Consider the following 24,352-nt stretch of genomic DNA (forward strand, 5'->3'; position numbering starts at 1 on the left):
ATTAATTATACAAAAATAATATAGTATTCCTGTTTTGTCAATCCCTTAATTAAAAATTTTCCATAAAAAAAGCCGCCCCAATTGAGGCGGCTTTGAAGCAACTATACAATTCTTAAACCCTCTCCTTTGGGGAGGGCAGGGTGGGGTGTGCCTTATTCCACTGTTACGCTCTTAGCCAGATTTCTCGGCTGGTCAACATTACAGCCTCTTAGCACAGCCAAATGATATGCAAGAAGCTGAAGCGGTATGGTTGTAAGTATCGGAGAAAGCATTTCAAGCGTATGCGGTATCCTTATTACGTAATCGGAATATTCATCAATATGCCCGTCTGAATCGAAATCAGTGATAGTTATCACAACGCCTTTTCTCGCTTTTACTTCGCGGATATTTGAAATTACTTTTTCGTAGGTCGAATCCTTGGGCGCAATTACTATTACCGGCATGTTCTGGTCAATCAATGCGATCGGACCGTGTTTCATCTCCGCTGCCGGGTAACCTTCAGCGTGAATGTACGAAATTTCCTTCAGCTTTAGCGCGCCTTCAAGCGCTACGGGGAAGTTATAACCCCTGCCAAGATACAGCATGTGCTGGCAGAACTTAAACACTTTGGCAATTTCAAGTATCTTATCGTTTAAAGCCAATATTTCTTTTATCTTCTCAGGTATCCTCAAAAGCTCATCTGTAATTTCTTTAATTTCATGAGCAGGCAGTGAATTCCTGTACTGCGCTATCATTAATGAAATTAACGCAAGTCCTGTAAGCTGTGAAGTAAACGCCTTTGTTGATGCCACACCTATTTCGGGTCCGGCGTGAGTGTAAACTCCTGCATGGGTTTCCCTGGCAATAGTGCTGCCAACAACATTTACAATACCGTATACATCTGCGCCCCTTGATTTAGCTTCCTTAAGCGCAGCCAGTGTATCAGCGGTTTCACCGCTCTGGCTGATAACGAACATTATATCGTTCGGGTAAATTACGGGATTGCGGTAACGGAACTCTGACGCATATTCAACCTCGACGGGTATCTTGCACATCTGTTCTATCATGTATTCGCCAACAAGACCGGCATGCCATGCCGTTCCGCAGGCTGAAATAATTATTCTGGGCGCGAATTTTAATTTATCGGTAACGTTCATTAAACCGCCAAGCTTAACAAGACCGTTATCCTTTATTATCCTTCCGCGCATTGTGTTTGTTATTGAATCAGGCTGCTCGTTGATCTCCTTTAGCATAAAGTGATCGTAGCCGCCTTTTTCTATCTCTTCAAGATCAAATGTAATTTCTTCAAGCTCGCGTTCAATGGTTTCATCGTGAATGGTTTTAATAACGAACTTATCACGGTTAACAATAACCATTTCGCCATCCATTAAATACAATACCTGGCGTGTATGCGGAACAATTGCTGCTGCATCTGATGCGATTATGAACTCATCATCACCAACGCCCAGTACAAGGGGAGAGCCTTTTCTTGCCGCGATGATCTTATCAGTTTCAAACTTTGAAAGTACGCACATTCCGTATGTACCGTCAACTTCCGCAAGTGTAAGCTGAACTGCTTTTTCAAAATCCATTACATTTTTGTAATGTGAGCGTATTAAATGTACAAGGCACTCAGTATCTGTATCGGTCATGAACTGGTAGCCTTCACGTTCAAGCCTGGTCTTAAGTACACTGTAATTTTCTATGATACCGTTATGTATCACAACAATTTCGTTGCCTTCATCAAATATCGGGTGTGCGTTGCGGTTATTAGGTTCACCATGTGTTGCCCATCTTGTATGCCCAAAACCAATATTGGCAGTATGATCATACCCGTTTGAGCTTAAAAGATTTTCAAGATCAGTTACTTTACCGGCTGTTTTGCGTACTGCTATTTCATTATCGAACATCAACGCAACACCGGCGGAATCATACCCCCTGTATTCAAGCTTCTTTAATCCGCTTAAAATTATCGGAAGTGCCTGTTTATTACCTAAATATGCAACAATACCACACATTAATTTTTTAGTTTAAATGTTAAAAAATGAATTAATTTTCAAGTAAACATAGTATAAAAGGTGTATGTAAACAATACCACTTATACGTTACTATATTATTAATTCCCTAATAAATTTGAACAATAATTTGCCCAATTCAATATAGGGGAAAAGTAAATTCCCTGTAATATGGCAGTAAATAATAGAATTAACAATATACCCAGTGATATCGTTTCAGTATTTTGTTTATTTTCAGGTATTTCACCGCGGAAAATAATCATAATAAACCTGAAAATTACAAATAAAAATACCGCACTTGAAAGTATTCCTACTAAGGTAAGCCATAAATAGGGTGTATTGGAGAGTGAAAAATATAACATTAGTTTACCGGTAAAACCGCCTGTTAGCGGAAATCCGGCTGAAGAAAGCATGAAAAATATAAATACTGAAAATAATAGTTTATCGGTCTTTCCCCGGCTTTTCAGATCTTTAACCAGAATAATATTGTATTTATCCTTTAACAGCTTCAGGCAAATAGTTAAGCCAAGTGTATTTACTGCAAAAAGTATTGCGTTGAATAAAAATGCTCCGAAGCCTTCATGTGTTGCTGAAATTAATCCCAGGAGTAAATATCCCGAGGTAGAAATTGTAATATATGTAACAATTTTTTTAAGGTCATACTGCCACAGTATAATAAAGTTACCGGCCAGGATTGAAAAAGCCGCTATTAAAGAAAGCATTAATTGCCAGTTTATACCCGGTAAAAATACCGGACCTTCATTACCCGTTAAAAATGTGCTGCTATCGTGGAGAACAGTGTATATAAATCTAGCAGCAGCAAACAGCGAAGCCAATACAGCTATGATAATAAACTGTACCAGGTGTTCTTTTTTAATTAAATTACTGAATAAAGCAAAATTTAAATTTAATGGTACAAGCAGTGAATTATAAAGTATGCCGGATAAATACATAATGAAGCCTATGAGAAAAACTATTGCATTATATGGATTTGCTGAAATGAATTTTGCTATTTTTGAATAATCTCCCGTACCAGCTGTACCGTACAGCAATGTTGCACCATAAAGCATTAATGCTGCAAAGATTGCATTGAAGATATAATATTTTACTGCAGGTTTTATTTTATACCTTAATATTAGAAGTAGCGGTATAACCATGACCTGCATTGTAATAAATAATATAAAAACATTTGAAGCGCTTACACTTAGCAGTGCCCCTGTGAGTGAAACACCAGTGAGGCTTAGCTCATTGATACTGCTTCTTGTGCTGAAAAATACCAAAACTGCAGCAGACATTGAGAGAGTCATTATGACCCGTGTGCCGTATGAAAAATGATCTGCTGAAAAAGCTCCGCTGAAAAGAAATTGCGGGGCAAAATATGCCTGGATACAGCTGAAGAATGCGGTTGCAAGAACTGATGCTGAAAATAAATAATATGAAATTTTGCCGGTGATAATTTTACCGTTGGGTATGTTAGCGGAGCTAAGTATGTTTAATATAATTACAGTAAGGGAAATAGTTATTTCAGGAAGAAAATTGAATAAAATATTAACTGTTTCCTGGTTCAATTATTTTTTTAGATTTCAATTTCCTTAAGTTACGTTGTACCGCCAAACGGACTCGAACCGTTACAATGTTGCCATTACTAGATTTTGAGTCTAGCGCGTCTACCAATTCCGCCATGGCGGCAGTTAAAGACTACAATAATAATAATTTTAGAAAATAGTTAAAATGATATAAAATACCACAATAATACCTGCGCTAACTCCAATTACTGCCGCTATACTTTCATTGTATAGTTTTCTTAAAACAAGGGCTGTAATATTTACTGGCTCGGTGATAAATGGTTTTATCTTTTTAGTAAATATTCCTTCAGTACCGGAAATTGAGCTTCCTGTATTTCCTAAATAACCTGTTATGCTCCTGGAAAATCCTTTTAGAGGTTTAATTAAATAATCCTGCAAAAGTTTATTTACTTTTTCAATATTTGTCTGTTTTAGTAATTTTTCGGTGATACCTGATACAAAATTCTTGAATCGAGTCGATATACGATATAATGAATAAATAATTAATACCAAATATATAATTATTGATGTAACAGTGAACCAGGTAGTATTTAAAAAAAGGTCATTCAATAATTTTTGAAGGAGTTATATTATTTGATAAATAATTTTTATAGTGTGTAACACATAAGATAACACCTGCTGAAATATTCAAAATACATGTGCCGGAAATTAAATATAATATAATTTGTCCTTCGGGATTGAAAAAACCGGCTCCCGAAATTACCGCTATGTTTATCAATGAGGCGGAGAACAGAAGTAATATTCCGGCTAATATCCTTACTGAATTTTTAGAGCTTAATATAACATACAAACCGGCAGCAAAAACAATTGCGCTTATAAATATGTAAAAATTTATTCCTTCAGAGATCATTCATTTGCCCCTTCGCCGCTTTTTAAGCTTACAGCAGAACTGAAAATTACTGATGTTAACAGAGCAATAACAAGCAGCGCAGGCATATATTTTGTGAAAATAAGTCCGTATGTATTTACGCTGTAATCAATTTCGAAAATTTTCCACTTTGCAGTGCCGCCTGCTCCTGCAAGTACTGCAGTAAAGGCGCTTAACATTACTATTGATATCAAATTCAGGCGGGTCTGAGGTTCTTCAATGTTCTCTGTATATTTGCTTAGCTTATCGCTCAATAAATTAGCTGCGCTGAAAAGGAGCAGTAAAACCAGTATCAGAAGGGCTGAATATAGCTGTGAATTAAGAATGAGGATTAAGCCTGCTGTACCGGTAGTAAAATAAGCTAAGTATTTCATTGAATTTTTTACTGAATATGAAAATGCCATCATCAGTGAAGATGAAATTGCAATAGCGCCGGATATGTAAAATAAAAATTCTTTCAAGTTATACTTATTTCAGTTCAATTTCCTTAAGCACATAATATGTACGTGTTAATTGCGGGGGATTTGTACGGTTCGCGCCCCATTTAACTATACCGGCATCTTTTTTGAACCACATTTCGTAAGAAAATGTAAAACCATCTGTAATTGAAATATATACGCAATCTTCATAAGTCCCTGCTTCTGTCACGGCTGATTCACTTTCGCTGTTCACATAGCCAGTAAAAATCCCAAAGCTCCACTTATATCCTTTTTTCATATCATCTGCTTTCGGGAAAATTATACCGGATGCCCCCATGTAATCATTTATTTCAACCTCCCCATTATTATATATCTTTAATGTCCGCTCTTCGTTTGATTGTGTAAGGAAGGGGAATGAAGTGACTTTGAACCGGATACCATCTTCGACTTTCTTCACATCTTTAACCTGTACCGTATAAATTACAGTTTCTTCACGGGGAGCCTCATTGATATAGACCCATTTATTGGCATCTGAAACCGGGAAATACACATTAAAATTCTCTCCGCTGTTTTTTACTACCTTAGAACTGCTGTTCCCTGAATTACAGCTAAATGCAGTACAGAGCAATATCATGAAAAAAATAAAAATGTACCTGCTTAAATATATCATTTTTCCCTGCCTGATTTCTTTTTCTGTTGTGTGTTCCCTGTTTTTTTAGGAACTGTCTTCTGTACAGGTGTTCGTTTTTTTGTGGATTTATGTTTTACAGCCTGCTTTTTAACCGGTACCTCTTTATGCTCTTCGTCATTCTTTTTTTGTAGCGGCAATTTTTCATTAATATTAATGTCTGTAATTTCACTTTCGACTGGTTTCACAGTTTCAGCTTTTATTGGATCCGGTAATATCTCAACAATCTCAATGACCTCAGGTTCAATTACTTCGGGTTCGATTACTTCGGGTTCAATTACTTCGGGTTCAATGACTTGGGGTTCAATTACTTCTTGTTTAATTATTTCTGGCGCAATTACTTTGGTTTCAATTGTTTTGGTTTCTTTTACTGCTGCTGAAATTATTCCGGCAGCAGGCTTTTCTGCGGAAAGTACTGCTGTAACAGGTTTTTGTGTTCCCGAAGTATTAAACAGAAGTTTAGCGGTATTTATTAAACGGAATGTAAATGGGGAGATGATTATTGCTGATAGAACCAGGATTAGAAGCGCAGAATTTATGCCATAATAAAAATTAAATTTAATTAAATATGAATAAGCTAAGAACTGTAATATTATAAATGAAATAACTGCCGTAATTGAAAAAATATAAATAAAATATTTTCTGATAGCAGGCGTGGATTTAGTTTTCGCAATCCCTGCAGTTATGATAAGCAACGCCAACAGCAGAAGCAAAATATTTAAAATTGTAATTTCACTGTTCATTTGCCGTAAAATTACTTAAAAATATATAAAAAAATTGAATAAATAAAAAAGACAGGTTTAAACCTGTCTTTTAATAAAAATCCTTTAAATATCTATGTTATGCAGGCTGAAGCTGCGCATCTAATTTCTGTGCAAGTGCCTGTTTGGGTACAGCGCCTATTATCTGGTCAACAATTTTTCCGTCCCTGAAAATTAAAATTGTCGGGATACTTCTTATTCCGTATGTTGTTGAAATGTTCGGGTTGTTATCAACATCTACTTTGCCAACTTTTGCTTTGCCCTGGTATTCGCCAGCAAGCTCTTCTACAAAAGGCGCTATCATTTTGCAGGGTCCGCACCATACAGCCCAGAAATCTACCAATACCGGTACATCTGATTTTATAACTTCCTGGTCAAAATTAGCGTCTGTGAATTCAATTGGATGCATTTTCTCTCCTTTGCGATATGAATTTGTATATAAAATTTTCTGTTACTGCAATATAATATTATCTTTACCGAAAATCTCTGTTAAAACTTTTTCAGTGTATTTATCATAATGTATTTTTACATTTTCGAGTTCCATTTGACTCTCTTTATGCCCGTTTTTGAGGTGAATTTCAACAATTGACCCTTCCTCAGCTGTTCCGAAAATTGTTTTCAGCTGGAAAAGCTTGGCAGCATCAAAGCTGTTGGAATCAATCTTTATCAGGATTTTATCAGGCTGTTTTGAGCCTTCCGCTGATTTTGTAAGCGGCTTAATTTCATCAACTATCAGCTTTATCGTATTTCCGTTCTCCTCAGCCTTGCCGATAAGGGTTACTATTGAATCATCAATCAGAATTTCCCTGTATTGCTCATAAGTTTTCGGGAATACCACACACTCGCCCTGGCCGGTAAAATCTTCAAGTGTAAACACCGCGAAGCGGTTGCCCTTTTTGCTCATCTTTACCTTCATATCAGTGATAATGCCGCACATCCTGACACGCTGAAGCTGTTTGAAATCTATTTCTTCGCTGTCAACATCTGCCACGTCGCTGAATTTGAACGGATTCATCCTGCTAATCTCGTTTTCATAATCACTTAACGGGTGGGCGCTTACATATAAGCCAAGCACTGATTTTTCAAGCGAAAGCTTTTCACGGTCAGACCAGTCCCTGTAATCTGCGCTGAGCTTACTGAATATTACATCCTTAATACCTGCTGCTTTTTTGCCAGTATCAAACAGGTTTGATTGGCCCTTAGCTTCAGTTTTCTTAACGCTGTACCGGTGCATTGCAGCTTCGTAATTATCATAGAACTTCTTGCGCACTTTATCAAAGCAGTCAAAAGCCCCGGCATAAATAAGTGATTCCAGGGTTTTTTTGTTCACTACACGGGGGTCGACCCTTGATGCAAAATCTACAAAGCTTTCGAATTTACCGTGTTCTATGCGTTCTTTAATTATATTATCAACAGCGGTTTTACCAACATTTTTAATGGCGGTTAAACCGAACAATATCTGGTTTTCAATATCCGGATTTATAGTAAATGCTTTATAACATGCATTAATATCAGGCAGGCTTAAAGATATTTTCATCCTCTTGCATTCATTAATAAGCAGAACCATTTCATCCATATCTTCATAACGGCAGTTAAGCTGCGCTGTCATGAACTCAAGAGGGTAGTGTGTTTTTAAATATGCTGTATAATATGCCAGCACTGAATATGCCACACTGTGCGATTTATTAAAGCCGTAATCAGCGAATTTAAGAATTAACTTAAAAATTTCCTTGGCTACTTTTTTATTGTATCCTTTTTCAGCCGCGCCTTTAATGAATTCCTCTTCCTGCTCCTTCATCAGTTTCTCATCTTTTTTGCCCATAGCGCGTCTTACAAGATCCGCTTTTGCAAGCGAGTAACCGGCAATCACCCTCACTAGCTGCATAACCTGCTCCTGGTAAACTATTACCCCGTAAGTTTCCTTAAGCACCTGCTCCATATCTGCGTGGAGATAAGTAACATCCTTTCTGCCGTGTTTTCGGTCTATGAATTCAGGGATAAGGTCCATCGGACCCGGTCTGTACAGCGCGTTCATAGCCGCAAGGTCATTTATATTTTTCGGTTTCAGCTTCGCTAAGTATTCTCTCATCTTAGGCTTGGAAAACTGGAATATACCAATTGTATGCCCGTTGGCAAATAATTCGTATGTCTTTGCATCATCTAACGGGAGCGTATCGAGATCTATCTTTATCTTATGCCGCTCTTCGATTAGATCAACTGCCTGCTGAAGAATTTTTAACTCCTTAAGACCCAGGAAGTCCATCTTGATCAGGCCCGCATCTTCCAGCATTTTCATATCATACTGGGTCATATACTGGTTTTCTGACTGCGGTGCTTTTGCAATTGGGACATAATCTGAAATATCCGATGGCGCGATCACAACACCAGATGCATGCATGCTAACGTTCTTATTCAGATTTTCGAGAACTACAGAGTAATCAAGAAGCTTTTTACGTTCCTTTGCCTGGTCAAAATACTGCTTAAAATCGGGTATTTCATTATAACAATCAGTAAGAGATTTTATCTTACCAAATACCGAAGGCACATGTTTTGTTACTTCGTTAATAGTATCAAACGGATAGTTAAGCACTCTGCCAACATCCTTAAGCACAGCTTTTGTTTTAAGCTTGTTGAATGTTACTATCTGTGAAACTGAATTCGCGCCGTATTTCTGCCTGGAGTACTCAATCACCTCATCACGCTTATCATCCTGGAAATCAATGTCAATATCAGGCATTGAAACACGCTCAGGATTCAGAAACCTTTCAAACAGAAGGTTGTATTCAAGCGGGTTTACATTTGTAATACCAAGCGCATAACAAACCAGTGAACCTGCTGCAGAACCTCTGCCTGGTCCCACATAAATACCGCTTCGTTTTGCATGGTTTACAAAATCAGCTACTATCAGGAAGTAACCTGAAAATTTCATTGATGTTATTACATCAAGCTCAAGATCAAGCCTTTCAATTTCTGTTTGAGTTACATTTTTTACTTTTTGCTTTAATCCTTCATGTGATAGCTGCCTGAAGTATTCATCTAGTGTTTTTGCTCCTGATTCCTTCGGAATAGGGAAGTCAGGCATATGGTACACTCCGCGTGGCAGTTCAAGATTGCATTTATCTGCAACTTCAAGAGTTGATTGTATCGCTTCGGGAAAATCCTTGAATATTTTGCACATCTCTTCGGCTGACTTAAAATAAACCTGGTCGGTTTCGTATCTTAGATCAGTTTCAAGATTTTTGCCTTCTTTATCTTTGGAAAGATCCGTACTTATATAAAGGTATAAATTATGCGGTATATGATGTTCGTATTTGATGTAATGAATATCGTTTGTTGCTATAGTTTTTAAGCCGAGCTCTTTGGCAAGTGCCGGCACATGTTTGCGGATCTTCGCTTCAATTTCCATCCCGTGATTCTGCATCTCGAGGTAAAAATCCTCGCTTCCAAAAATATCCTTATATATTATTGCAGCTTCTTTAGCTTCATCAAGGTCACCCCGCGCAATGTGCGATGATACTACTCCGCCTGCGCAGGCTGAAAGGCATACCAAACCTTCGCTGTATTGCCGTAAAATATCTGAATCTATCCTTGGCTTATAATAAAATCCTTCGGTGTGGCCTATTGAACAAAGCTTTACAAGGTTCCGGTAACCTTTAAAATCCTTTGCTAAAAGTACTAAATGGTCATAATTGGATTTACGGTTTGAAAGCTTTCCGATAGTTTTGCCTGATTTATCCTTGCCAAGCATTGTATCGGCATTATCTTCGGCTTTTCCTTTTTGGAACCTTGAACCCTTTGTTACTATATATACTTCACAGCCAATTATAGGCTTTATACCTGCTTTTTTGGCTTTGTTGTAGAACTCCATAGCCCCGTACATAACCCCGTGATCTGTAAGCGCAAGCGCAGGCATGTTGTGCTCCTTTGCTGCACCCACAAGCCCTTCAATAGTGCAAATTGCATCTAATAATGAGTAATGCGAATGGTTATGTAAATGTATGAACTTAGCCAATGTTTATAATAAACCCTTGAATGCGGGTATCCCTGTTCAGAAAATCCGTAATTATTATTGATAAGTTACAAATATACGAAAAATAAAATTAGGGTTTTATTGAAAACTAATTGGTTAAACATACTGCAACAACTGTTAAATTATGATATTACCGGAACAATTTTTTTATAATTTTAAATTTTTCTGTTTGACCTTCTGCTTTTGACCATCTTTCAACTTCTTTTAGATTAATATTGTGTGATTTAGAAAGTATAACTGCCTGCTCCAGCGCTTGTTTATCTTCCCAAAAATAATATGCTGCTAAACGGTCTTTTATTGAATCTGTTGGCGTTAATAAATATAATTTACCTGTTGGCAGTTCTAACTCATTATTTTCAATTACCGGCTCAGAACCGATAGAAAGCGGTCCTGCTGGAAATTCTATATAATATTTTGTTTCTTTGTTTATAAAATACCTGTTATTTTGAATAAAGCCGATCTTTTCCAGTATCTCTGAAATTTTCTTTCTTGAAGAATAAGTACAATCAATAAAATCCAGATCAAATGATTCAAATTTATTATCTGTATAAACAGAAACACAGGCTCCCCCTGTTAAAATGCATTTAATGCCTGAATTGTTCAGATGAGTACAAACATAGGCTGCCAGTTCTGCAATATTCATATTTGCGATCTTTTTCAAATTGGCTTTCCTTTTCTTCTCGGTCTTTTTCTGGTCATCAATAGCTTCTCTTTTTCATTTTCCGGAAGAAATAAAAGAACTTTTTCAAGGAATTTTATTAATTCTTTGTAATACGGATATCGTTGGTTGAATCTGTATATAATAGTTTTACCTGCACTCTTGCCATAAATTATTCCTGAGCTTTCAAGAAGCTCCAGCTGGTTTTGTACCGGACTTAAACTCATATTGTAATATTTTGCTATCTCCCTTGCATATCCTTCGTTTCTTCCTGTAAGATAAATCAGTATTAATTCTTTTGTTTTCGGAGTGATCAGATTTCCTGTCATTTTTAGTTGACCTATTATTTAATATATATGACCTAAATATTAGTTCAAATATATAATTTTATAATTAAAATATCAACATATTTATAATATATTTATAATCATAAATCAATGGATTTTGCCTGTTTTCTTATAATTATCATTGAAACTATAGTTTACAATTGCTTAATTGCAGGATATTACTTAACAAGAAAAGATAATATATGAACACTGATACTGCAGTTTCAAACAAAATGCCTAAAGGCATTCCCTATATTATAGGTAATGAGCTTGCCGAGCGATTCAGCTATTATGGAATGAAAACCATACTGGTTGTTTTTATGACCCAGTATATCATGAACCGCTCCGGGGCTGTTGACCCTATGACCGATGCCGACGCTACTACGTGGTACCACTATTTTTCTATGGCAAATTATTTCTTCCCGATCCTGGGTGCAATTCTTTCTGATGTATTATGGGGAAAGTATAAGACCATTATGACCCTTTCAATTGTATACGTACTCGGACATGTTGCCCTCGCAGTTGATGATACAAGGCTCGGTCTTTCGATTGGGTTAACGCTGATAGCAATGGGCTCAGGCGGTATCAAACCCTGCGTTTCAGCGCATGTGGGTGACCAGTTCACAAAAGCAAACAAACATCTCATAGAAAAAATATTCGGATATTTTTATTTTTCAGTAAATCTCGGTGCAGCAGCATCTTCCCTGCTTACGCCTGTGCTTCTCGATAAATACGGCCCGCATCTTGCTTTCGGTGTACCGGGTTTCCTGATGCTTGTTGCTACCATAGTATTCTTTATGGGAAGAAAAGTGTTTGTTGCGGTCCCGCCGGTAGGGTGGAAGCAGTACAAAGGCGACCTGCTTTCAAAACAGGGTAAAAAAGCTATAATTAACCTTTCAATAATGTATGTGTTTATAGCGGTATTCTGGTCTTTGTTCGATCAGACCGGTTCCAGCTGGGTTCTGCAGGCTGAACAGATGGATAAATTCGTGAACCTGGGTTTTGTTAGGTTTGAGCTTCTTGCTTCGCAGATACAGGCTATTAATCCTTTGCTAATTATGATATTCATTCCGCTGTTCACATCAGTTTTGTATCCGTTCCTCAATAAGTTTTTCAAGCTTACAGCATTAAAGAAAATAATCATAGGTATGTTCATTGCCGGATTTTCATTCGCGCTGCTTGCTGTTGCCCAGATGCAGATAATCGGCGGTGCAACACCAAGTATTTTATGGCAGTTCTTCGCTTACCTCATTCTAACGGCAGCAGAAGTGATGGTTTCAATTACCGGGCTTGAATTTTCATACACCCAGGCTCCAAATAGTATGAAATCATTTATCATGGGACTGTGGCTGCTATCTGTTGCTCTTGGTAACTTTATCACTGCACAGGTAACATCCCACCTTCAGGATATCATTACTATAGGAACACCTGTCTATTTCTGGTTCTTTGCCGGCTTAATGTTCATTACCGCAATAATTTTTATGTTAATAGCTTCAAGATATAAGGAAGAAAGTTATATCCAGAACCGCGACGAAAAGCCTAAACCGCTCGCCGCTGATGGTGTAATAGATATGGATGGTGTGGATAACAAATAGCAAACTGTATCAAAAATGATTCGAATAAAAAATAAAAAAAACTGTAAGTGTGCCAATTCCCCGGCAGTATGACTCTCCCCCTAAAAGGGGGAGCAGGAGGGGGTAAAATTACTGAAGATTTGATAAATTATTAATATCCCCAAACAACAAAATAACCCCGAAGTTAAAAAAGCTTCGGGGTTATTTATTGTTGCTTAAAAAATTTTTTCAACTAATATATCCCTTTTTCTTTTAATTCCTGTATTGTTTCCGGATTACTTAATTTGTTCAGTATAATTATTCCAAATACTACGCTAGTAATATTTAATGAGAATATTACACCTATATCAAGCCATGCGGCTATTTTAATTGATCTGAAAGCTCCAGTTCTGTTTATCTTACTTAACCGGTTATAATTGATAAAATCAAAAATGCAGGCTGCAGTTACAATAATTGTTACTAAAAATCCTCCGCATCCCAAAATTATTGTGGTTATAGTCCCAAGAACGGTTAATAACATCCATGAAACTGCTGTTAAAAGGTTAAGTATTCCTGAAACTAAAAACAGAACTTTTATTGAGCCTAATTGTTTATTGTTCAAATTTATTCTTTCTTAATAGATCCCTTTATTTTTCATAAACTCTTTTATTTCTTCATTATTGATGAATATCAGCCCGATTATACCTGCGATCATGCTGAATATATTTCCTGTCAGTATAGTTATTATATCAAATACTGAAGTGAACTGAAGAGTGCTGTAAGTCCCGCTTCTGTCCATTCTGCTTAGGCGTGTATATGAAATAAAATCCATAATGCAGGCTATTATGTTGAAAACCGGTATAGCACCTAAAATACAGCCAAGACCGCAGGAAACAAGTCCGCCTATCAAAGTATAGCCTGACCACCCCAGTGCATAACCAATATTCAGAATACCTGAAATTAAAAAGAAAATGCGTAATAAATTTAACTGATCGTTATTGTTCATTTAGAATGTTTAAATTACTTATAATATAAAACCTCCTGCTGCCCACCTGAAAAATCCGAATACAAGTGTTATCAGGTTAAGAGCAAGCCCTATTCCCGCAAGGTGCCTGTTCTGCCTTGCATAAACATCATCCTGCAGAAGCCCTATCAGGCTTAAGATCAATCCAACTATAGCAACCGGCAAAGTTACCCAGAATGTCCATCCCAGGCATGGAATAAAGCCAATAACCATTGCTATTATTACAATAATTCCTATAATTAAACCTGCTTTAGTCATATTTTGTTTCGTTTAATTTTGGAAAAATATTAAAATTTATATTTAATTTTTTGAAAACGTATATAGAAAATAATACCGTGTTTAAAAGGAAAACAGCATAAATGTAAATCGAGAAGTTATTGTACTGCATTGAATCATATAGCCTGCCTTTTGCTGCTGCGTTTATACCGCGCGTCATCCCGCAGGCTATACATTCAGTGTTATTTTCAGAAATGCTTTGGCATAAAGGAGTTTTGTTGATCAGCAATTCATCATTTGTTGCGGTAAAAATTACTAGCATCACAGTTATAAGCAAGCTGTAAAAAATCCACACCACTTTTAACGCGTTAATCATATTAGATCTGCCGTTTAAGACCGATTAGTGTAAAAAAAAAGCGCATCCTATTATGAATGCGCTCTGAAAAATAATATATTTAAAACCTTAAATTATTTGACGAGGTTGAATTTTTCGCCGAACTGACCTATCATCGGAAGCGGTTTGCATTCACCTTTTGAGGCATTCATCATACCCATGATCAGGAAAACTATCCATGGAATATATAAAATGAAACCGATACCGCAGGTAATAGTGCCTATTATACCGGCTAATATATTAACTATAAGCAGCACAATTGACTGCTCTGTATGATACATTACAAAGTTATTTCTCTTCATATCGTCCATAAGTAACGGAATGAAGAAAATAAGATAGGCAATTATTGCCATCGTTTTTCCGTTGTTTACATCTTCCTGTGTAAAGTTAACCTGTCTTGTTGATTCTGCCATTAAAATATTCTCCTCGTTTTTTAAGCCTGTGAATTAATTATTTCTTTATTTATATAAAAAATGATGATTTATTTTACCAAGTTAAGTTTTGCGCCCCAGGCACCAATTAACGGAAGCTCTTTGATCTTTCCGCCAATTGCATTCATTAATCCCATTATCCATAGAACTAAATATGCCAGCCAGGGTAATATTCCAAGTATAGATATCACACAGCCTAATGTGCTGCTTATCTGGTTTACCACTATCGTTAAAACAGTAATTACAATATATATAAGAATGAATGCTATCCATAAAGCAATAGCCTGCTCTGTATGATACATCGCGAATTTTTTATCTCTTGCTGCAAGTAGCGGAACAAGAAAAAAAATGTAAGCAAGTATCGCCATCATTTTTCCGTCTTCAATTTCTGCCTGTGTAATTGAAGCTACTGCCGGTCTTGTTGATGTATTGTCAGTCATGACTCTCCTTTAGGTTAATTATTAATTGAAATTTGAAATTTTAGTGAACTGTATAACCTAAAATTAAATCCGGAAGGGAAGTATGGTAATTGTGTATAGTGCTGTTTAAAAACCGTATGCTATCTGAAGATAGCTTTTATGCTGCCCCAGGTATCACGTACACTGGAAATAACATGAGTAACGGTTATTGTCTGCGAATATACATAATTGCCGTTATTATCTACTATCTTCAGCCTGTAATAATAAACAGGAACTGATGAATTCTGTACGGAAGTATTATCTCTGAAATAATAATATGAATTACTTCCAATTGCTGTGATACTGCCAATATTCATGTAGTTGTTTGGCTCAGATGCACTTCTTTCAATTTCAAAACGGTTCAGGTTATCCTCTGTGCCTGTTTTCCATTCTAAAAGAATTGAATCTGATTCATTCTTACCCGTAAAATACTGCAGTTCAGTTGCGGCATATACTACACCGGCAACTAATATAATCAGCAGACAAGCTATACTTGTTATTTTTAGTGGCTTTTTCATTGGAATTTACTCAAATATATATGCATTTATTAAAAAATGCAAGTATTTTACAATTAAATTTCAGTTATTTTTCAGAAATAATAAAGGAATTGTTTGAAAAAATGCCAAATTTCAAAGCTCAAATGACAAGCTATGTCTCAGAGTGTCAATATTTCTGTTTATTAGCGTTTTAAAACACGATTATTTGATAGTTGATTTTTGTAATCTGAAATTGTGATTCTATTCGAGTTTTTTATTGAACCTTAAGGAGCTTAGTGCAAGAATAACAATTCCGAAAATGAATAATGCCAGGAACTGGTCATAAAGCTCATCAAAACCAACACCTTTTAATATAATACCGCGGACAATTGTTATGAAATATCTCAGTGGTATAAGATAAGTAATATACTGGACCCAGGCCGGCATGTTTTCAATCGGGAATGAAAACCCGCTTAAATAAATCATAGGCATCATAACTCCGAAAAAGGAAGTCATGGTTGCCTGCTGCTGTGTCTTGGATATTGTTGATACGAACAGCCCAAGGCCGAGAGTTGAGAGCATAAATAACAACGCTGAAAAATACAGCAGCGGCACGCTGCCTTTAACTTCTATACCGAACCAGAAACGCATTACAGTCATTACAATTGTTATTGAAACAAAACCGAGTATTGAAAAGGGGACAAGCTTACCGATAATTATCTGGTATGCTTTAAGCGGCGTAACAATCAGCTGCTCAAATGTGCCTATCTCTCTTTCTTTAACTATAGCAAGCGATGTTAAATTAATGGTAACGACCATTATCAGCAAACCAACAATACCCGGCAGCATATAATTTCTGGTTATGAGATCCGGGTTATACCAAGCCCGAGTTTCAGCTTCAATAACGGGAATCTTCATCGCAGGCAGGTTCTTCCTGCCGGAGCGTTCAATTAATTCATTAATTATATTCGAGCCGAAGCTTATTGTAATACCCTGTGAATACCCGGCAGCTATCAATGCCTTGTTGCCGTCAGAGCCGTCAAAAATTGTCTGAAGCTTAGTTGTCCTTCCGCTTAAAACATCCTTTTCAAAATCAGGGGGAATTATCATAGCCATAACAACTTCACCGTTATCTATCAGGTTTGAAATTTCATTATAGCTTGTGACATTATACTGTAAAGTGAAGTAACCTGACTTCTCATACTTTTCAAGGAATTCCCTGCTTGTTTCACTTCTGTCCTGGTCCCAGACAACAGTTTTAACATCTTTAACATCAAGAGTAGCCGCATATCCTAAAAATATCAGCTGAACAACAGGAGCAATAAGTATCACTGCGAACATTCGCTTATCACGTTTGAACTGCAGGAATTCCTTTTTTATGAAATTTAAGATGAGGTTCATTATTTAAACTATAAGATAAATATCATTTGAAAACGAAGTATATTTATTATATTTGTAGTAAATAGCTCTTAATAATATGCGATTATTCAATTGTTTAATTGTTTTATTCTTTTTTATTTTTCTGGATTTTTCCCTTTTATCACAGGAACAGGAAAACAACAATTACAAAAACTTATCCAGTATTCCCTTCCGACTTGGCTCCGAAGCAGGCGCAATTTTCAATTTTAATAGTAATGATAAACTGGTTAACCCTGCTTTGCTTGGCTTCTTTGATATCAATTTATCAAAGCGAAATATTTTCCTGAAATTTGAAGGCGGAATTTTTGGGCAAATTAAAGATAAAAATTCTGCAGCCTATGTTTCAGCAGGTTTAAACTATAAAATATTCAATATTAAAAAGAACAAGTTTTATCTTCATGGTGCAGTTTTTGCTGCCTGGAATAAAACAGGAGGAGGCGCGTCATTTTTTCTCTCATTCAGGCACCTATATCCGTTCAATAAAATTATTGCGTGGGTCTCCAGCATTCGCTATCCATTTGGTAGATTTGATGCTGTATTCTTGTCTACAGGATTTCAATTATTTGCCGATTAATTGCATATTTTTTCATTGCACATTACTCATTGTTCATTGCCAATTGTTCACCCGTTCGCTTTCCTCATCTTCAGTGCTGCAATTCCCGTGAAAAATACCGCGAAGGCAAGCAGACTCAATATCTGCTTCCAGAAAGCTTCAATGCCAACACCCTTTAAAATAATAGCACGCAGAATAATAATATAAAACTTCGCCGGTGTAACATTTGTTAATACCTGGACAGGCCATGGCATGCTTTCTATAGGGAAAATAAATCCCGATAAAATAAATGTTGGCAGCATTGTTGCTACCGATGCTATCTGGAATGCTACCTGTTGGGAATCTGCTATTGAAGATATAAAAATTCCAAGGCTAAGTGTTGCGATCAGAAAAATAATTGTTGTGAAAAATAAAATCAGGTAGTTTCCTTTTATTTCGAGTCCGAAGGCTAAATTGCTTATGAATAATGTAAGGAAAGCAACAAATAATGCTACAACTGTATAGGGTATGGTTTTTCCTAGTATCAGTTCTATGGAGCTCATGGGTGATACCCTTAGTTGCTCCATTGAACCAAGCTCTTTTTCACGAACAATAGAAAGAGTCGTTAAGATCACACCGGTTGTAATGAGTATCATACAAAACAGCCCGGGTATAAGGAATTTAGTCGTGTTAAGATCTGGGTTATACCAGAATAATGGCTGCGGGTCAATTGGCGTAAAAGTTTTTATCCCGGTACGCTGAAGATACTCCTGGGTAAGCCTGTTATTGTAAAACCGTGTTGCTGATGTTACGTAATTCATTATAACAGTTGCAGTATTGCCGTCAACCCCATCCACTAAAAACTGTATCTGCACATTCCTGCCTGAACGCATATCTTCTGTGAAATTAGCAGGGAATACAACAACACACTGAGCCTTTTTTTCATCAAGCCAGCTGTTTATTTCATGTTCTGAACGGATATATCCAACTACATTGAAGTAACTCGAGCTTTCAAGCATTGCAATAAAATCGCGGGTTTCTTCTGAATTATCATTGTTCTTAACTGCAATTTTTACATTTTTAACATCAAGAGATAAGGCATAGCCAAACAGCATAAGCAGAAATACGGGGAATATAAAGATCAGCGAGAGCGTTCTTCCGTCACGCTTTATCTGCCTGAATTCCTTTTTTACCAGTGCGTATATTCTGTTTAACATTTCAATTATCAATTAGTAATGAACAATGATCAATTCAGTAACTATGTTGACTGTAAATTTTGCGAGCGCAACGAAGCAATCTCATTAAATTTACGGGATTGCTACGTCGCTAAAGTTCCTCGCCCATATTCCATTTTAACCTTCCTTCTCCAGCAGATTAACAAATACATCTTCCAGAGAAGGTGATATTCTTTCAATTCTTTTTACTTCAATGCCTGATAGGGTTAGAATATCCTTTATTTCCTTTTCCCTGGCTTCAGAATTATTCAATTCATCTTTCTTGAGTGTAATGTGTATATACTCCCCGAAAAAGGCTGTGCTTTTTATCCAGGGTAAGGTATCCAGAATATTTATTGCCCTGTCCGGCTGAGAGCACTCGGCTTCAAATATCGTGTTTGTAAGATATTTTGCCTTAAGCTCACCCGGTGAGCCACCTGCGATTATTTTACCAGCGTCTATCATCATTATCCGGTTGCAGAATTCCGCTTCATCCAGGTAATGGGTAGTTACAAATACAGTTATACCTTTGTTTGAAAGATCATTTATCAGGTCCCAGAAATTTTTCCTTGAAACCGGGTCAACGCCGCCTGTCGGCTCATCTAAAAAAACTATCTTAGGCTCATGAATAACTGCGCAGCCCAGCGCAAGCCTTTGTTTAAACCCGGTGGAAAGTGTCCCGGTAATTGAATCTTTCCTGTCTTCAAGTTCCGCGGTTTTTAACACCCATTGTTTCCTTTCGGCAAGCTTGTTGCCTTCAAGACCGTAAATGCTTGAAAAGAAATTAATGTTCTCTTCAACTGTAAGATCACTGTATAATGAAAACTTCTGGGACATATAACCAATATTTCGTTTTACAAGGTCAGGTTCCTTATTAATGCTGTATCCCGCTACCAATGCATCGCCGCTTGTCGGTTCAAGTATGGCGCACAGCATTTTGATAGTTGTCGATTTCCCCGCGCCGTTAGCGCCTAAAAAACCAAAAACCTCTCCCTCCTTCACTTCAAATGAAATATTATCAACTGATGTGAACTTTCCGTACTTCTTTATTAAATTATTTACTTTTATTGAATTCAATTTTCTGCTCCCGCTTCAATTGGGTATGCCGGGTAGGGGTTATTTAAAACATGAATAAAAACATTTTCAAGTGAAACCGGTTTAATTCTGCTGTTGATCAGTTTAATATTATTTTCTGATAATATAAATTCTATTTTGCTGAATTCTTCTTCATTGTTCAAAGCAATATCTATCCTGTCACCAAATAGCTGCGCTTCATCACTGTGCCTGCTTAAAAGGATATTATATGTTTCTCTTAAATTATCCGTTACTATTTCCGCAATTATTTTTCCCATCGAGCCTTTTATAGCGGCAGGGGAGTCATTCATTAAAAGCCTTCCGTTATTCACCATAGCAATTTTGTTAAAACGTTCAGCTTCATCCATGTATGGAGTTGAAATTACTATTGTAACCCCTTCATTATGAAGCTCACTAAGTATTTTCCAGAAGTCACGCCTTGAAACCGGGTCAACGCCTGTTGTCGGCTCATCTAAAAAAATAATTTTGGGTTTGTGTATAAGTGTGCAGGCAAGCGCAAGCTTTTGTTTCATACCGCCTGAGAGCCTTCCGGCCAGCCTTGACCTGAACTGTTCAAGCCGGGTGAATTCAAGCAGCTCATTGCGTCTTGCTTTATAATTCTTAACCCCGTGAAGCTCTGCAAAGAATTCTATATTCTCATCAATTGTAAGATCAGCATAAAGACTGAACTTCTGCGAAAGGTAGCCGATTTCATCTTTAATTTTTCCGGTTTGTTTTAACAGGTCGTAGCCAAGTAATTCTGCCGTTCCGCTATCAGGCTTTATCAAGCCGCAAAGCATTCTTATAAGGGTTGTTTTGCCGGCGCCATCTGGACCCACTAATCCGAAAACTTCTTTTCTGCCAATAGTAAACGATATATCATCAACTGCTTTGATATTTTCGAAAGCTTTGCTTAATCCCTTTATTTCAATCGCCTGTTCGATAGCTTAATAATTTTTTTAAATAATATTTCATTTATTATATCCAATGTACATAGCTGATTGTTCATTGAAAATTGATCTTCGCATCTGCCGGCAGTCCCGGTTTAAGCTCAAACTGCGGATTCGGTATTTCTATCTTTACAGCAAAAACCAGCTTCGTTCGTTCTTCCGGTGTCTGTATGTTTTTTGGTGTAAATTCCGCTTCAGGTGATATGAAAATTATCTTACCTTTATATTCCTTATCTTTAAATGCGTCAATTTTAATTTCCGCTTCCTGCCCAAGCTTAACTTTTGCAAGCTCTGTTTCGGGAATGTATATCACCAGGTTCACTGTTTCCAGGTTGCTGAGCCTTAATAAGGAGCCGCCCATAACGGCGTTTTCACCTTCTTCTATGAATTTCTTCGATACAAATCCGTCGCTGGGCGCGTAAACCTTACAATCTTCAATATTCTGCTTCAGCAGGTCAACCATTGATACTGCTTTTTTCAGGTTTGCCTGAGCCTGTTCAATTTCTTCGGGTCTGATTATTGTTTTAACTTTAGCCAGATTCTCTTTTGCAGAATTATATTGTGTTACAGTAAGGTCATATCTCCCAATTGCGTCATCATAAAGTTTTTTGGTAGTAGCATCCTGCCTGAAAAGCTCTTCAGCTCTCTGTTTATCCTGCCTGGCAAGCTCCATATTTATCTTTGCCTGCTTCACAAGCTCTTCTGATTGTTTTATATCTTCCCGCCTAGCTCCGCTCCTTAGCAGCTTAAGCTGCGCATTGGCAAGCTCAACACCGGCTTCTGACTGGCGCAATTGAATATCTAGAAGGTCATGGCTTATTTCAACAAGCAGGTCGCCCTTTTTTACCCTGTCACCTTCTTTAAAATTTATCTTATTTATAGTACCTGATGTTTTGCTGCTGATCGTAACATTAACCGATTCAATTGTGCCCGAAGAGTTTATTGAATTGGTATCTTTGCCGTTGCCGCATGAGCTGATAAATACAATCAGCAGCAAAACAGCGGCAGCTGCGGGAATTAAAATTAATTTCCTTTTCATAATTTTATTTTTTTAAAAATTACCTGTCCTTTTTCTGTCAGTATTCCGTATAAAAGTATTTTAAAAGCGTAATGAACTGCATCATTGTAGCTGAAGCGGGTAGCGATTAAAAATTGCGGATTTACTACACCTCTTATTCCGCCGGTTATTAAAGTAATTATCAGCTCAGGCGGATACTTTTTTATCAGCTCTTCTTTTTGGCCCAGTATTATTATTTTTGAAATATTTTGGTATAAGAGTTTTTTCCTTGTCTCATCAACTTTTACCCATATCTGCGGAGCATGATGCTGAAGGTCGCTCATGAATTTATCGCTGAACTTGGTAATAGTAGCGGTTAGTACGCGAATTATCATCACGAATTTATCTACAGCGTTAACATCTTTTACGATTGCTGCAGAGATCCTTGAATTAACTCCCTTAATCAGTAATTGTATCGCCTCATCAAGCAGCTCTATTTTGGAAGGAAAGTATTTATATAAAGTGCTTTTGCTCATTCCAAGCTCTTTGGATATTTCATCCATAGTGATCTTATAAAATCCTTCTTTAAAGAATCTATCCTGGGCGTAATTAATAATTTTAAGCTTATCTTCCGGCAGGATGTTTAAATTGGTAATATTAAATTCTTCGGTTATCATTTCATGTTTTTATTAATACAATGGAAACGATTATCGTTCTATTAGTTTCCAAAGATAATATAACATTAAAGATATGTCAAGTAATAAATAGGTATACTTGATCTTCAGGCAGTTAACCTAAAAACATGTATATTTATTTTACATTGTATAATTGCGGATTTAATGATAAAATTGCCTGCCTTCATCAATAATATTATGATACTTCTAGGATACCCAGATTATACCAAACCCGGATTTGATATAAATTCGCCATGCCCTGAGCATAAATGGCCCAATATGTTAATTTACAATAAGACCAATTCCGCTTATTACCCGCTGCATACGGGACCTTTGACGCTTAAATATACTATCCGCGGTGAAGAATACTTTGCAACCAAACAGCGCAGTTACAGAGTTCAGCCAAATAGTTACCTGATATTCAATGCGGGACAGAAATATTCAGCGCGCATTCAATCAGAAACTGAGAGCGAAACACTTGGCGTTTTTTTTCGCCCGGCATTTGCCGAAGAAGTTCTTCGCAGCCTTGCTGCAAGCGATGAAAACATACTTAACAATGAACATAACAATACTGTTATTTCAGAACAGCCTGTTACTTTTATGGAAATGATCTATCCGTTTGACGGAAGGCTGATGCCGTTTATTTATAAATTCTGCCTGGCGGCAAAAAAAGGATTTGATGACCAGCAGTGGCTTGATGAAGAGCTTTATTTGATGCTGAAGGTACTGCTTGAAATACATAAACAGGTGGGTGAGGAAATTAAAAGCATTCCTGCCGCTAAACGCTCCACAAAAATTGAGCTGTATAAACGCATCAATAATGCCAAAGATTACATTGATGAAAATTACATGAATGAGATAAAAATTGAAGATGCCGCAAAAGCAGCATGCATGAGCAATTTTCACTTTCTGCGTTTATTTAAAAAAGTCTTCAATGAAACTCCTTACCAGTATATTACATATAAGCGGCTCGCACGCGCTTCCAGTATGATAATGAAATCACAGCTTTCAATTACAGAAATTTGTTTTGCCGTCGGTTTCCAGAGCTTAAGCTCCTTCAGCTGGCTGTTTAAGCAAAAATACGGTATATCACCTGAGGTGATGCGGAAAGATTATAACAGCTTTGAACATAAATTAGCAAGAATTAAGAAGTGAGTCTCGGGCTGTTTGAGTATGTTTGTTATCATAATTATTAACTTAATTCAGAAAGGTTTTACACCATGAGAAACACAATAAACTGGTTTGAGCTGCCTGTTGTTGATTTTGACAGGGCAAAGAAATTTTACGAAGCGATATTCGAAGCTAAGATCGAAGACCAGATGATGGGACCCTACCGTATGGGCTTTCTTCCATCCGATGGACAGGGCGTAAGCGGCGCTATTGTTCACGGTGAAGGCTACACACCAAGCGATAAAGGCGCTATGATCTATCTTAATGCTGATGGCATCATTGATGAAGTTATCGAAAGAATCGGCAAAGCCGGCGGAAATGTTGTTGTTCCCAGAACACCTATTACTCCTGAAATTGGCGACTTCGCTATTTTCATGGATACTGAAGGCAACAAAGTTGCTCTTCATACCCCTCCTCCAAGGAAATAACACAATTATCCT

At 37.0% G+C, this 24,352-nt stretch carries 28 protein-coding genes and 1 tRNA gene; 4 read left to right on the forward strand and 25 right to left on the reverse strand.

Annotated elements, in window-relative coordinates:
* Nucleotides 1–152: 152 nt before the first annotated feature.
* The 12 genes from glmS to J0M37_08850 form a co-directional block, all read right to left on the reverse strand.
* The gene (glmS, locus tag J0M37_08795; protein MBN8585181.1) at nucleotides 153–1,997 is read right to left on the reverse strand and encodes a glutamine--fructose-6-phosphate transaminase (isomerizing); all 1,845 of its coding nucleotides are present in this window, start codon (nucleotides 1,995–1,997) and stop codon (nucleotides 153–155) included.
* A 98-nt stretch (nucleotides 1,998–2,095) separates the two neighbouring features.
* Nucleotides 2,096–3,562: a hypothetical protein gene (locus tag J0M37_08800; protein MBN8585182.1), complete on the reverse strand. Its 1,467-nt coding sequence runs from the start codon at nucleotides 3,560–3,562 to the stop codon at nucleotides 2,096–2,098.
* Between the two features lie 37 nt (nucleotides 3,563–3,599).
* Nucleotides 3,600–3,683: transfer RNA gene (locus J0M37_08805), tRNA-Leu, on the reverse strand.
* 26 nt (nucleotides 3,684–3,709) lie between these two features.
* Complete coding sequence (locus tag J0M37_08810; protein ID MBN8585183.1) at nucleotides 3,710–3,958, reverse strand: hypothetical protein; 249 nt, start codon at nucleotides 3,956–3,958, stop codon at nucleotides 3,710–3,712.
* Between the two features lie 163 nt (nucleotides 3,959–4,121).
* Entirely contained in the window at nucleotides 4,122–4,430 is a 309-nt protein-coding gene (locus tag J0M37_08815; GenBank protein MBN8585184.1) for a hypothetical protein, read from the reverse strand.
* Complete coding sequence (locus tag J0M37_08820) at nucleotides 4,427–4,909, reverse strand: hypothetical protein (protein ID MBN8585185.1); 483 nt, start codon at nucleotides 4,907–4,909, stop codon at nucleotides 4,427–4,429. Before J0M37_08820 ends, J0M37_08815 begins: the two co-directional genes overlap by 4 nt.
* Nucleotides 4,910–4,916: 7 nt before the next feature.
* Complete coding sequence (locus tag J0M37_08825; GenBank protein ID MBN8585186.1) at nucleotides 4,917–5,537, reverse strand: hypothetical protein; 621 nt, start codon at nucleotides 5,535–5,537, stop codon at nucleotides 4,917–4,919.
* The gene (locus J0M37_08830) at nucleotides 5,534–6,298 is read right to left on the reverse strand and encodes a hypothetical protein (protein MBN8585187.1); all 765 of its coding nucleotides are present in this window, start codon (nucleotides 6,296–6,298) and stop codon (nucleotides 5,534–5,536) included. The genes J0M37_08825 and J0M37_08830 overlap by 4 nt, the downstream gene beginning before the upstream one ends.
* Nucleotides 6,299–6,395: 97 nt before the next feature.
* Nucleotides 6,396–6,725, reverse strand: coding sequence for a thioredoxin (gene trxA / locus J0M37_08835; protein ID MBN8585188.1), 330 nt, complete (start codon nucleotides 6,723–6,725; stop codon nucleotides 6,396–6,398).
* 42 nt (nucleotides 6,726–6,767) lie between these two features.
* Complete coding sequence (gene dnaE, locus J0M37_08840; protein ID MBN8585189.1) at nucleotides 6,768–10,328, reverse strand: DNA polymerase III subunit alpha; 3,561 nt, start codon at nucleotides 10,326–10,328, stop codon at nucleotides 6,768–6,770.
* Nucleotides 10,329–10,476: 148 nt separating this feature from the next.
* Nucleotides 10,477–11,007, reverse strand: coding sequence for a hypothetical protein (locus J0M37_08845; protein ID MBN8585190.1), 531 nt, complete (start codon nucleotides 11,005–11,007; stop codon nucleotides 10,477–10,479).
* The gene (locus J0M37_08850) at nucleotides 11,004–11,333 is read right to left on the reverse strand and encodes a winged helix-turn-helix transcriptional regulator (protein ID MBN8585191.1); all 330 of its coding nucleotides are present in this window, start codon (nucleotides 11,331–11,333) and stop codon (nucleotides 11,004–11,006) included. Before J0M37_08850 ends, J0M37_08845 begins: the two co-directional genes overlap by 4 nt.
* A gap of 200 nt (nucleotides 11,334–11,533) precedes the next feature.
* On the opposite strand from J0M37_08850, the gene J0M37_08855 reads away from it, so the two are divergent.
* Nucleotides 11,534–12,925: a POT family MFS transporter gene (locus J0M37_08855; protein MBN8585192.1), complete on the forward strand. Its 1,392-nt coding sequence runs from the start codon at nucleotides 11,534–11,536 to the stop codon at nucleotides 12,923–12,925.
* A 211-nt stretch (nucleotides 12,926–13,136) separates the two neighbouring features.
* Here the strand turns inward: J0M37_08855 and J0M37_08860 are convergent, their stop codons facing one another.
* The 8 genes from J0M37_08860 to J0M37_08895 all read right to left on the reverse strand — a co-directional run bounded on the left by J0M37_08860 (nucleotide 13,137) and on the right by J0M37_08895 (nucleotide 17,283).
* On the reverse strand, nucleotides 13,137–13,505 hold the full coding sequence (locus J0M37_08860; protein MBN8585193.1) for a hypothetical protein: 369 nt from the start codon (nucleotides 13,503–13,505) through the stop codon (nucleotides 13,137–13,139).
* A 12-nt stretch (nucleotides 13,506–13,517) separates the two neighbouring features.
* Nucleotides 13,518–13,889 carry a hypothetical protein gene (locus J0M37_08865; GenBank protein ID MBN8585194.1) on the reverse strand — a complete coding sequence of 124 codons (372 nt, stop codon included), beginning with the start codon at nucleotides 13,887–13,889 and terminating at the stop codon, nucleotides 13,518–13,520.
* Nucleotides 13,890–13,907: 18 nt separating this feature from the next.
* Nucleotides 13,908–14,165, reverse strand: coding sequence for a hypothetical protein (locus tag J0M37_08870; GenBank protein ID MBN8585195.1), 258 nt, complete (start codon nucleotides 14,163–14,165; stop codon nucleotides 13,908–13,910).
* On the reverse strand, nucleotides 14,158–14,499 hold the full coding sequence (locus J0M37_08875; protein ID MBN8585196.1) for a DUF2752 domain-containing protein: 342 nt from the start codon (nucleotides 14,497–14,499) through the stop codon (nucleotides 14,158–14,160). Before J0M37_08875 ends, J0M37_08870 begins: the two co-directional genes overlap by 8 nt.
* Before the next feature lie 92 nt (nucleotides 14,500–14,591).
* Entirely contained in the window at nucleotides 14,592–14,930 is a 339-nt protein-coding gene (locus J0M37_08880) for a hypothetical protein (protein ID MBN8585197.1), read from the reverse strand.
* A gap of 68 nt (nucleotides 14,931–14,998) precedes the next feature.
* Complete coding sequence (locus J0M37_08885; GenBank protein ID MBN8585198.1) at nucleotides 14,999–15,388, reverse strand: hypothetical protein; 390 nt, start codon at nucleotides 15,386–15,388, stop codon at nucleotides 14,999–15,001.
* Nucleotides 15,389–15,507: 119 nt separating this feature from the next.
* Nucleotides 15,508–15,924, reverse strand: a complete 417-nt coding sequence (locus J0M37_08890) for a hypothetical protein (protein MBN8585199.1) — start codon at nucleotides 15,922–15,924, stop codon at nucleotides 15,508–15,510.
* Between the two features lie 219 nt (nucleotides 15,925–16,143).
* Nucleotides 16,144–17,283: an ABC transporter permease gene (locus J0M37_08895; GenBank protein MBN8585200.1), complete on the reverse strand. Its 1,140-nt coding sequence runs from the start codon at nucleotides 17,281–17,283 to the stop codon at nucleotides 16,144–16,146.
* A 76-nt stretch (nucleotides 17,284–17,359) separates the two neighbouring features.
* On the opposite strand from J0M37_08895, the gene J0M37_08900 reads away from it, so the two are divergent.
* Nucleotides 17,360–17,875 (forward strand): hypothetical protein, encoded by a 516-nt coding sequence (locus J0M37_08900; protein MBN8585201.1) that lies wholly within the window; start codon nucleotides 17,360–17,362, stop codon nucleotides 17,873–17,875.
* Between the two features lie 47 nt (nucleotides 17,876–17,922).
* Here the strand turns inward: J0M37_08900 and J0M37_08905 are convergent, their stop codons facing one another.
* The 5 genes from J0M37_08905 to J0M37_08925 all read right to left on the reverse strand — a co-directional run bounded on the left by J0M37_08905 (nucleotide 17,923) and on the right by J0M37_08925 (nucleotide 22,745).
* Nucleotides 17,923–19,050 carry an ABC transporter permease gene (locus tag J0M37_08905; GenBank protein MBN8585202.1) on the reverse strand — a complete coding sequence of 376 codons (1,128 nt, stop codon included), beginning with the start codon at nucleotides 19,048–19,050 and terminating at the stop codon, nucleotides 17,923–17,925.
* 135 nt (nucleotides 19,051–19,185) lie between these two features.
* The gene (locus J0M37_08910) at nucleotides 19,186–20,124 is read right to left on the reverse strand and encodes an ABC transporter ATP-binding protein (protein ID MBN8585203.1); all 939 of its coding nucleotides are present in this window, start codon (nucleotides 20,122–20,124) and stop codon (nucleotides 19,186–19,188) included.
* On the reverse strand, nucleotides 20,121–21,065 hold the full coding sequence (locus J0M37_08915) for an ABC transporter ATP-binding protein (protein MBN8585204.1): 945 nt from the start codon (nucleotides 21,063–21,065) through the stop codon (nucleotides 20,121–20,123). Before J0M37_08915 ends, J0M37_08910 begins: the two co-directional genes overlap by 4 nt.
* Before the next feature lie 61 nt (nucleotides 21,066–21,126).
* Nucleotides 21,127–22,110 (reverse strand): efflux RND transporter periplasmic adaptor subunit, encoded by a 984-nt coding sequence (locus tag J0M37_08920; protein ID MBN8585205.1) that lies wholly within the window; start codon nucleotides 22,108–22,110, stop codon nucleotides 21,127–21,129.
* Nucleotides 22,107–22,745 carry a TetR/AcrR family transcriptional regulator gene (locus J0M37_08925; GenBank protein MBN8585206.1) on the reverse strand — a complete coding sequence of 213 codons (639 nt, stop codon included), beginning with the start codon at nucleotides 22,743–22,745 and terminating at the stop codon, nucleotides 22,107–22,109. The genes J0M37_08920 and J0M37_08925 overlap by 4 nt, the downstream gene beginning before the upstream one ends.
* Nucleotides 22,746–22,940: 195 nt before the next feature.
* Between J0M37_08925 and J0M37_08930 the strand changes: the two genes are divergently transcribed.
* Nucleotides 22,941–23,897, forward strand: coding sequence for a helix-turn-helix transcriptional regulator (locus J0M37_08930; GenBank protein ID MBN8585207.1), 957 nt, complete (start codon nucleotides 22,941–22,943; stop codon nucleotides 23,895–23,897).
* 65 nt (nucleotides 23,898–23,962) lie between these two features.
* The gene (locus tag J0M37_08935; protein ID MBN8585208.1) at nucleotides 23,963–24,340 is read left to right on the forward strand and encodes a VOC family protein; all 378 of its coding nucleotides are present in this window, start codon (nucleotides 23,963–23,965) and stop codon (nucleotides 24,338–24,340) included.
* Nucleotides 24,341–24,352: the final 12 nt, after the last annotated feature.

It is taken from the genome of Ignavibacteria bacterium (genome assembly GCA_017303675.1).
GTDB lineage: Bacteria > Bacteroidota > Ignavibacteria > Tepidaquicellales > OLB5 > OLB5.

Bases quoted from the DNA above. Each gene is read 5' to 3' on its own strand.
- glmS (MBN8585181.1), bottom strand. From the start codon at position 1,997: ATGTGTGGTATTGTTGCATATTTAGGTAATAAACAGGCACTTCCGATA.
- J0M37_08815 (MBN8585184.1), bottom strand. From the start codon at position 4,430: ATGATCTCTGAAGGAATAAATTTTTACATATTTATAAGCGCAATTGTT.
- J0M37_08825 (MBN8585186.1), bottom strand. From the start codon at position 5,537: ATGATATATTTAAGCAGGTACATTTTTATTTTTTTCATGATATTGCTC.
- J0M37_08830 (MBN8585187.1), bottom strand. From the start codon at position 6,298: ATGAACAGTGAAATTACAATTTTAAATATTTTGCTTCTGCTGTTGGCG.
- trxA (MBN8585188.1), bottom strand. From the start codon at position 6,725: ATGCATCCAATTGAATTCACAGACGCTAATTTTGACCAGGAAGTTATA.
- J0M37_08850 (MBN8585191.1), bottom strand. From the start codon at position 11,333: ATGACAGGAAATCTGATCACTCCGAAAACAAAAGAATTAATACTGATT.
- J0M37_08855 (MBN8585192.1), top strand. From the start codon at position 11,534: ATGAACACTGATACTGCAGTTTCAAACAAAATGCCTAAAGGCATTCCC.
- J0M37_08865 (MBN8585194.1), bottom strand. From the start codon at position 13,889: ATGAACAATAACGATCAGTTAAATTTATTACGCATTTTCTTTTTAATT.
- J0M37_08870 (MBN8585195.1), bottom strand. From the start codon at position 14,165: ATGACTAAAGCAGGTTTAATTATAGGAATTATTGTAATAATAGCAATG.
- J0M37_08875 (MBN8585196.1), bottom strand. From the start codon at position 14,499: ATGATTAACGCGTTAAAAGTGGTGTGGATTTTTTACAGCTTGCTTATA.
- J0M37_08880 (MBN8585197.1), bottom strand. From the start codon at position 14,930: ATGGCAGAATCAACAAGACAGGTTAACTTTACACAGGAAGATGTAAAC.
- J0M37_08885 (MBN8585198.1), bottom strand. From the start codon at position 15,388: ATGACTGACAATACATCAACAAGACCGGCAGTAGCTTCAATTACACAG.
- J0M37_08890 (MBN8585199.1), bottom strand. From the start codon at position 15,924: ATGAAAAAGCCACTAAAAATAACAAGTATAGCTTGTCTGCTGATTATA.
- J0M37_08895 (MBN8585200.1), bottom strand. From the start codon at position 17,283: ATGAACCTCATCTTAAATTTCATAAAAAAGGAATTCCTGCAGTTCAAA.
- J0M37_08900 (MBN8585201.1), top strand. From the start codon at position 17,360: ATGCGATTATTCAATTGTTTAATTGTTTTATTCTTTTTTATTTTTCTG.
- J0M37_08905 (MBN8585202.1), bottom strand. From the start codon at position 19,050: ATGTTAAACAGAATATACGCACTGGTAAAAAAGGAATTCAGGCAGATA.
- J0M37_08920 (MBN8585205.1), bottom strand. From the start codon at position 22,110: ATGAAAAGGAAATTAATTTTAATTCCCGCAGCTGCCGCTGTTTTGCTG.
- J0M37_08925 (MBN8585206.1), bottom strand. From the start codon at position 22,745: ATGATAACCGAAGAATTTAATATTACCAATTTAAACATCCTGCCGGAA.
- J0M37_08930 (MBN8585207.1), top strand. From the start codon at position 22,941: ATGATACTTCTAGGATACCCAGATTATACCAAACCCGGATTTGATATA.
- J0M37_08935 (MBN8585208.1), top strand. From the start codon at position 23,963: ATGAGAAACACAATAAACTGGTTTGAGCTGCCTGTTGTTGATTTTGAC.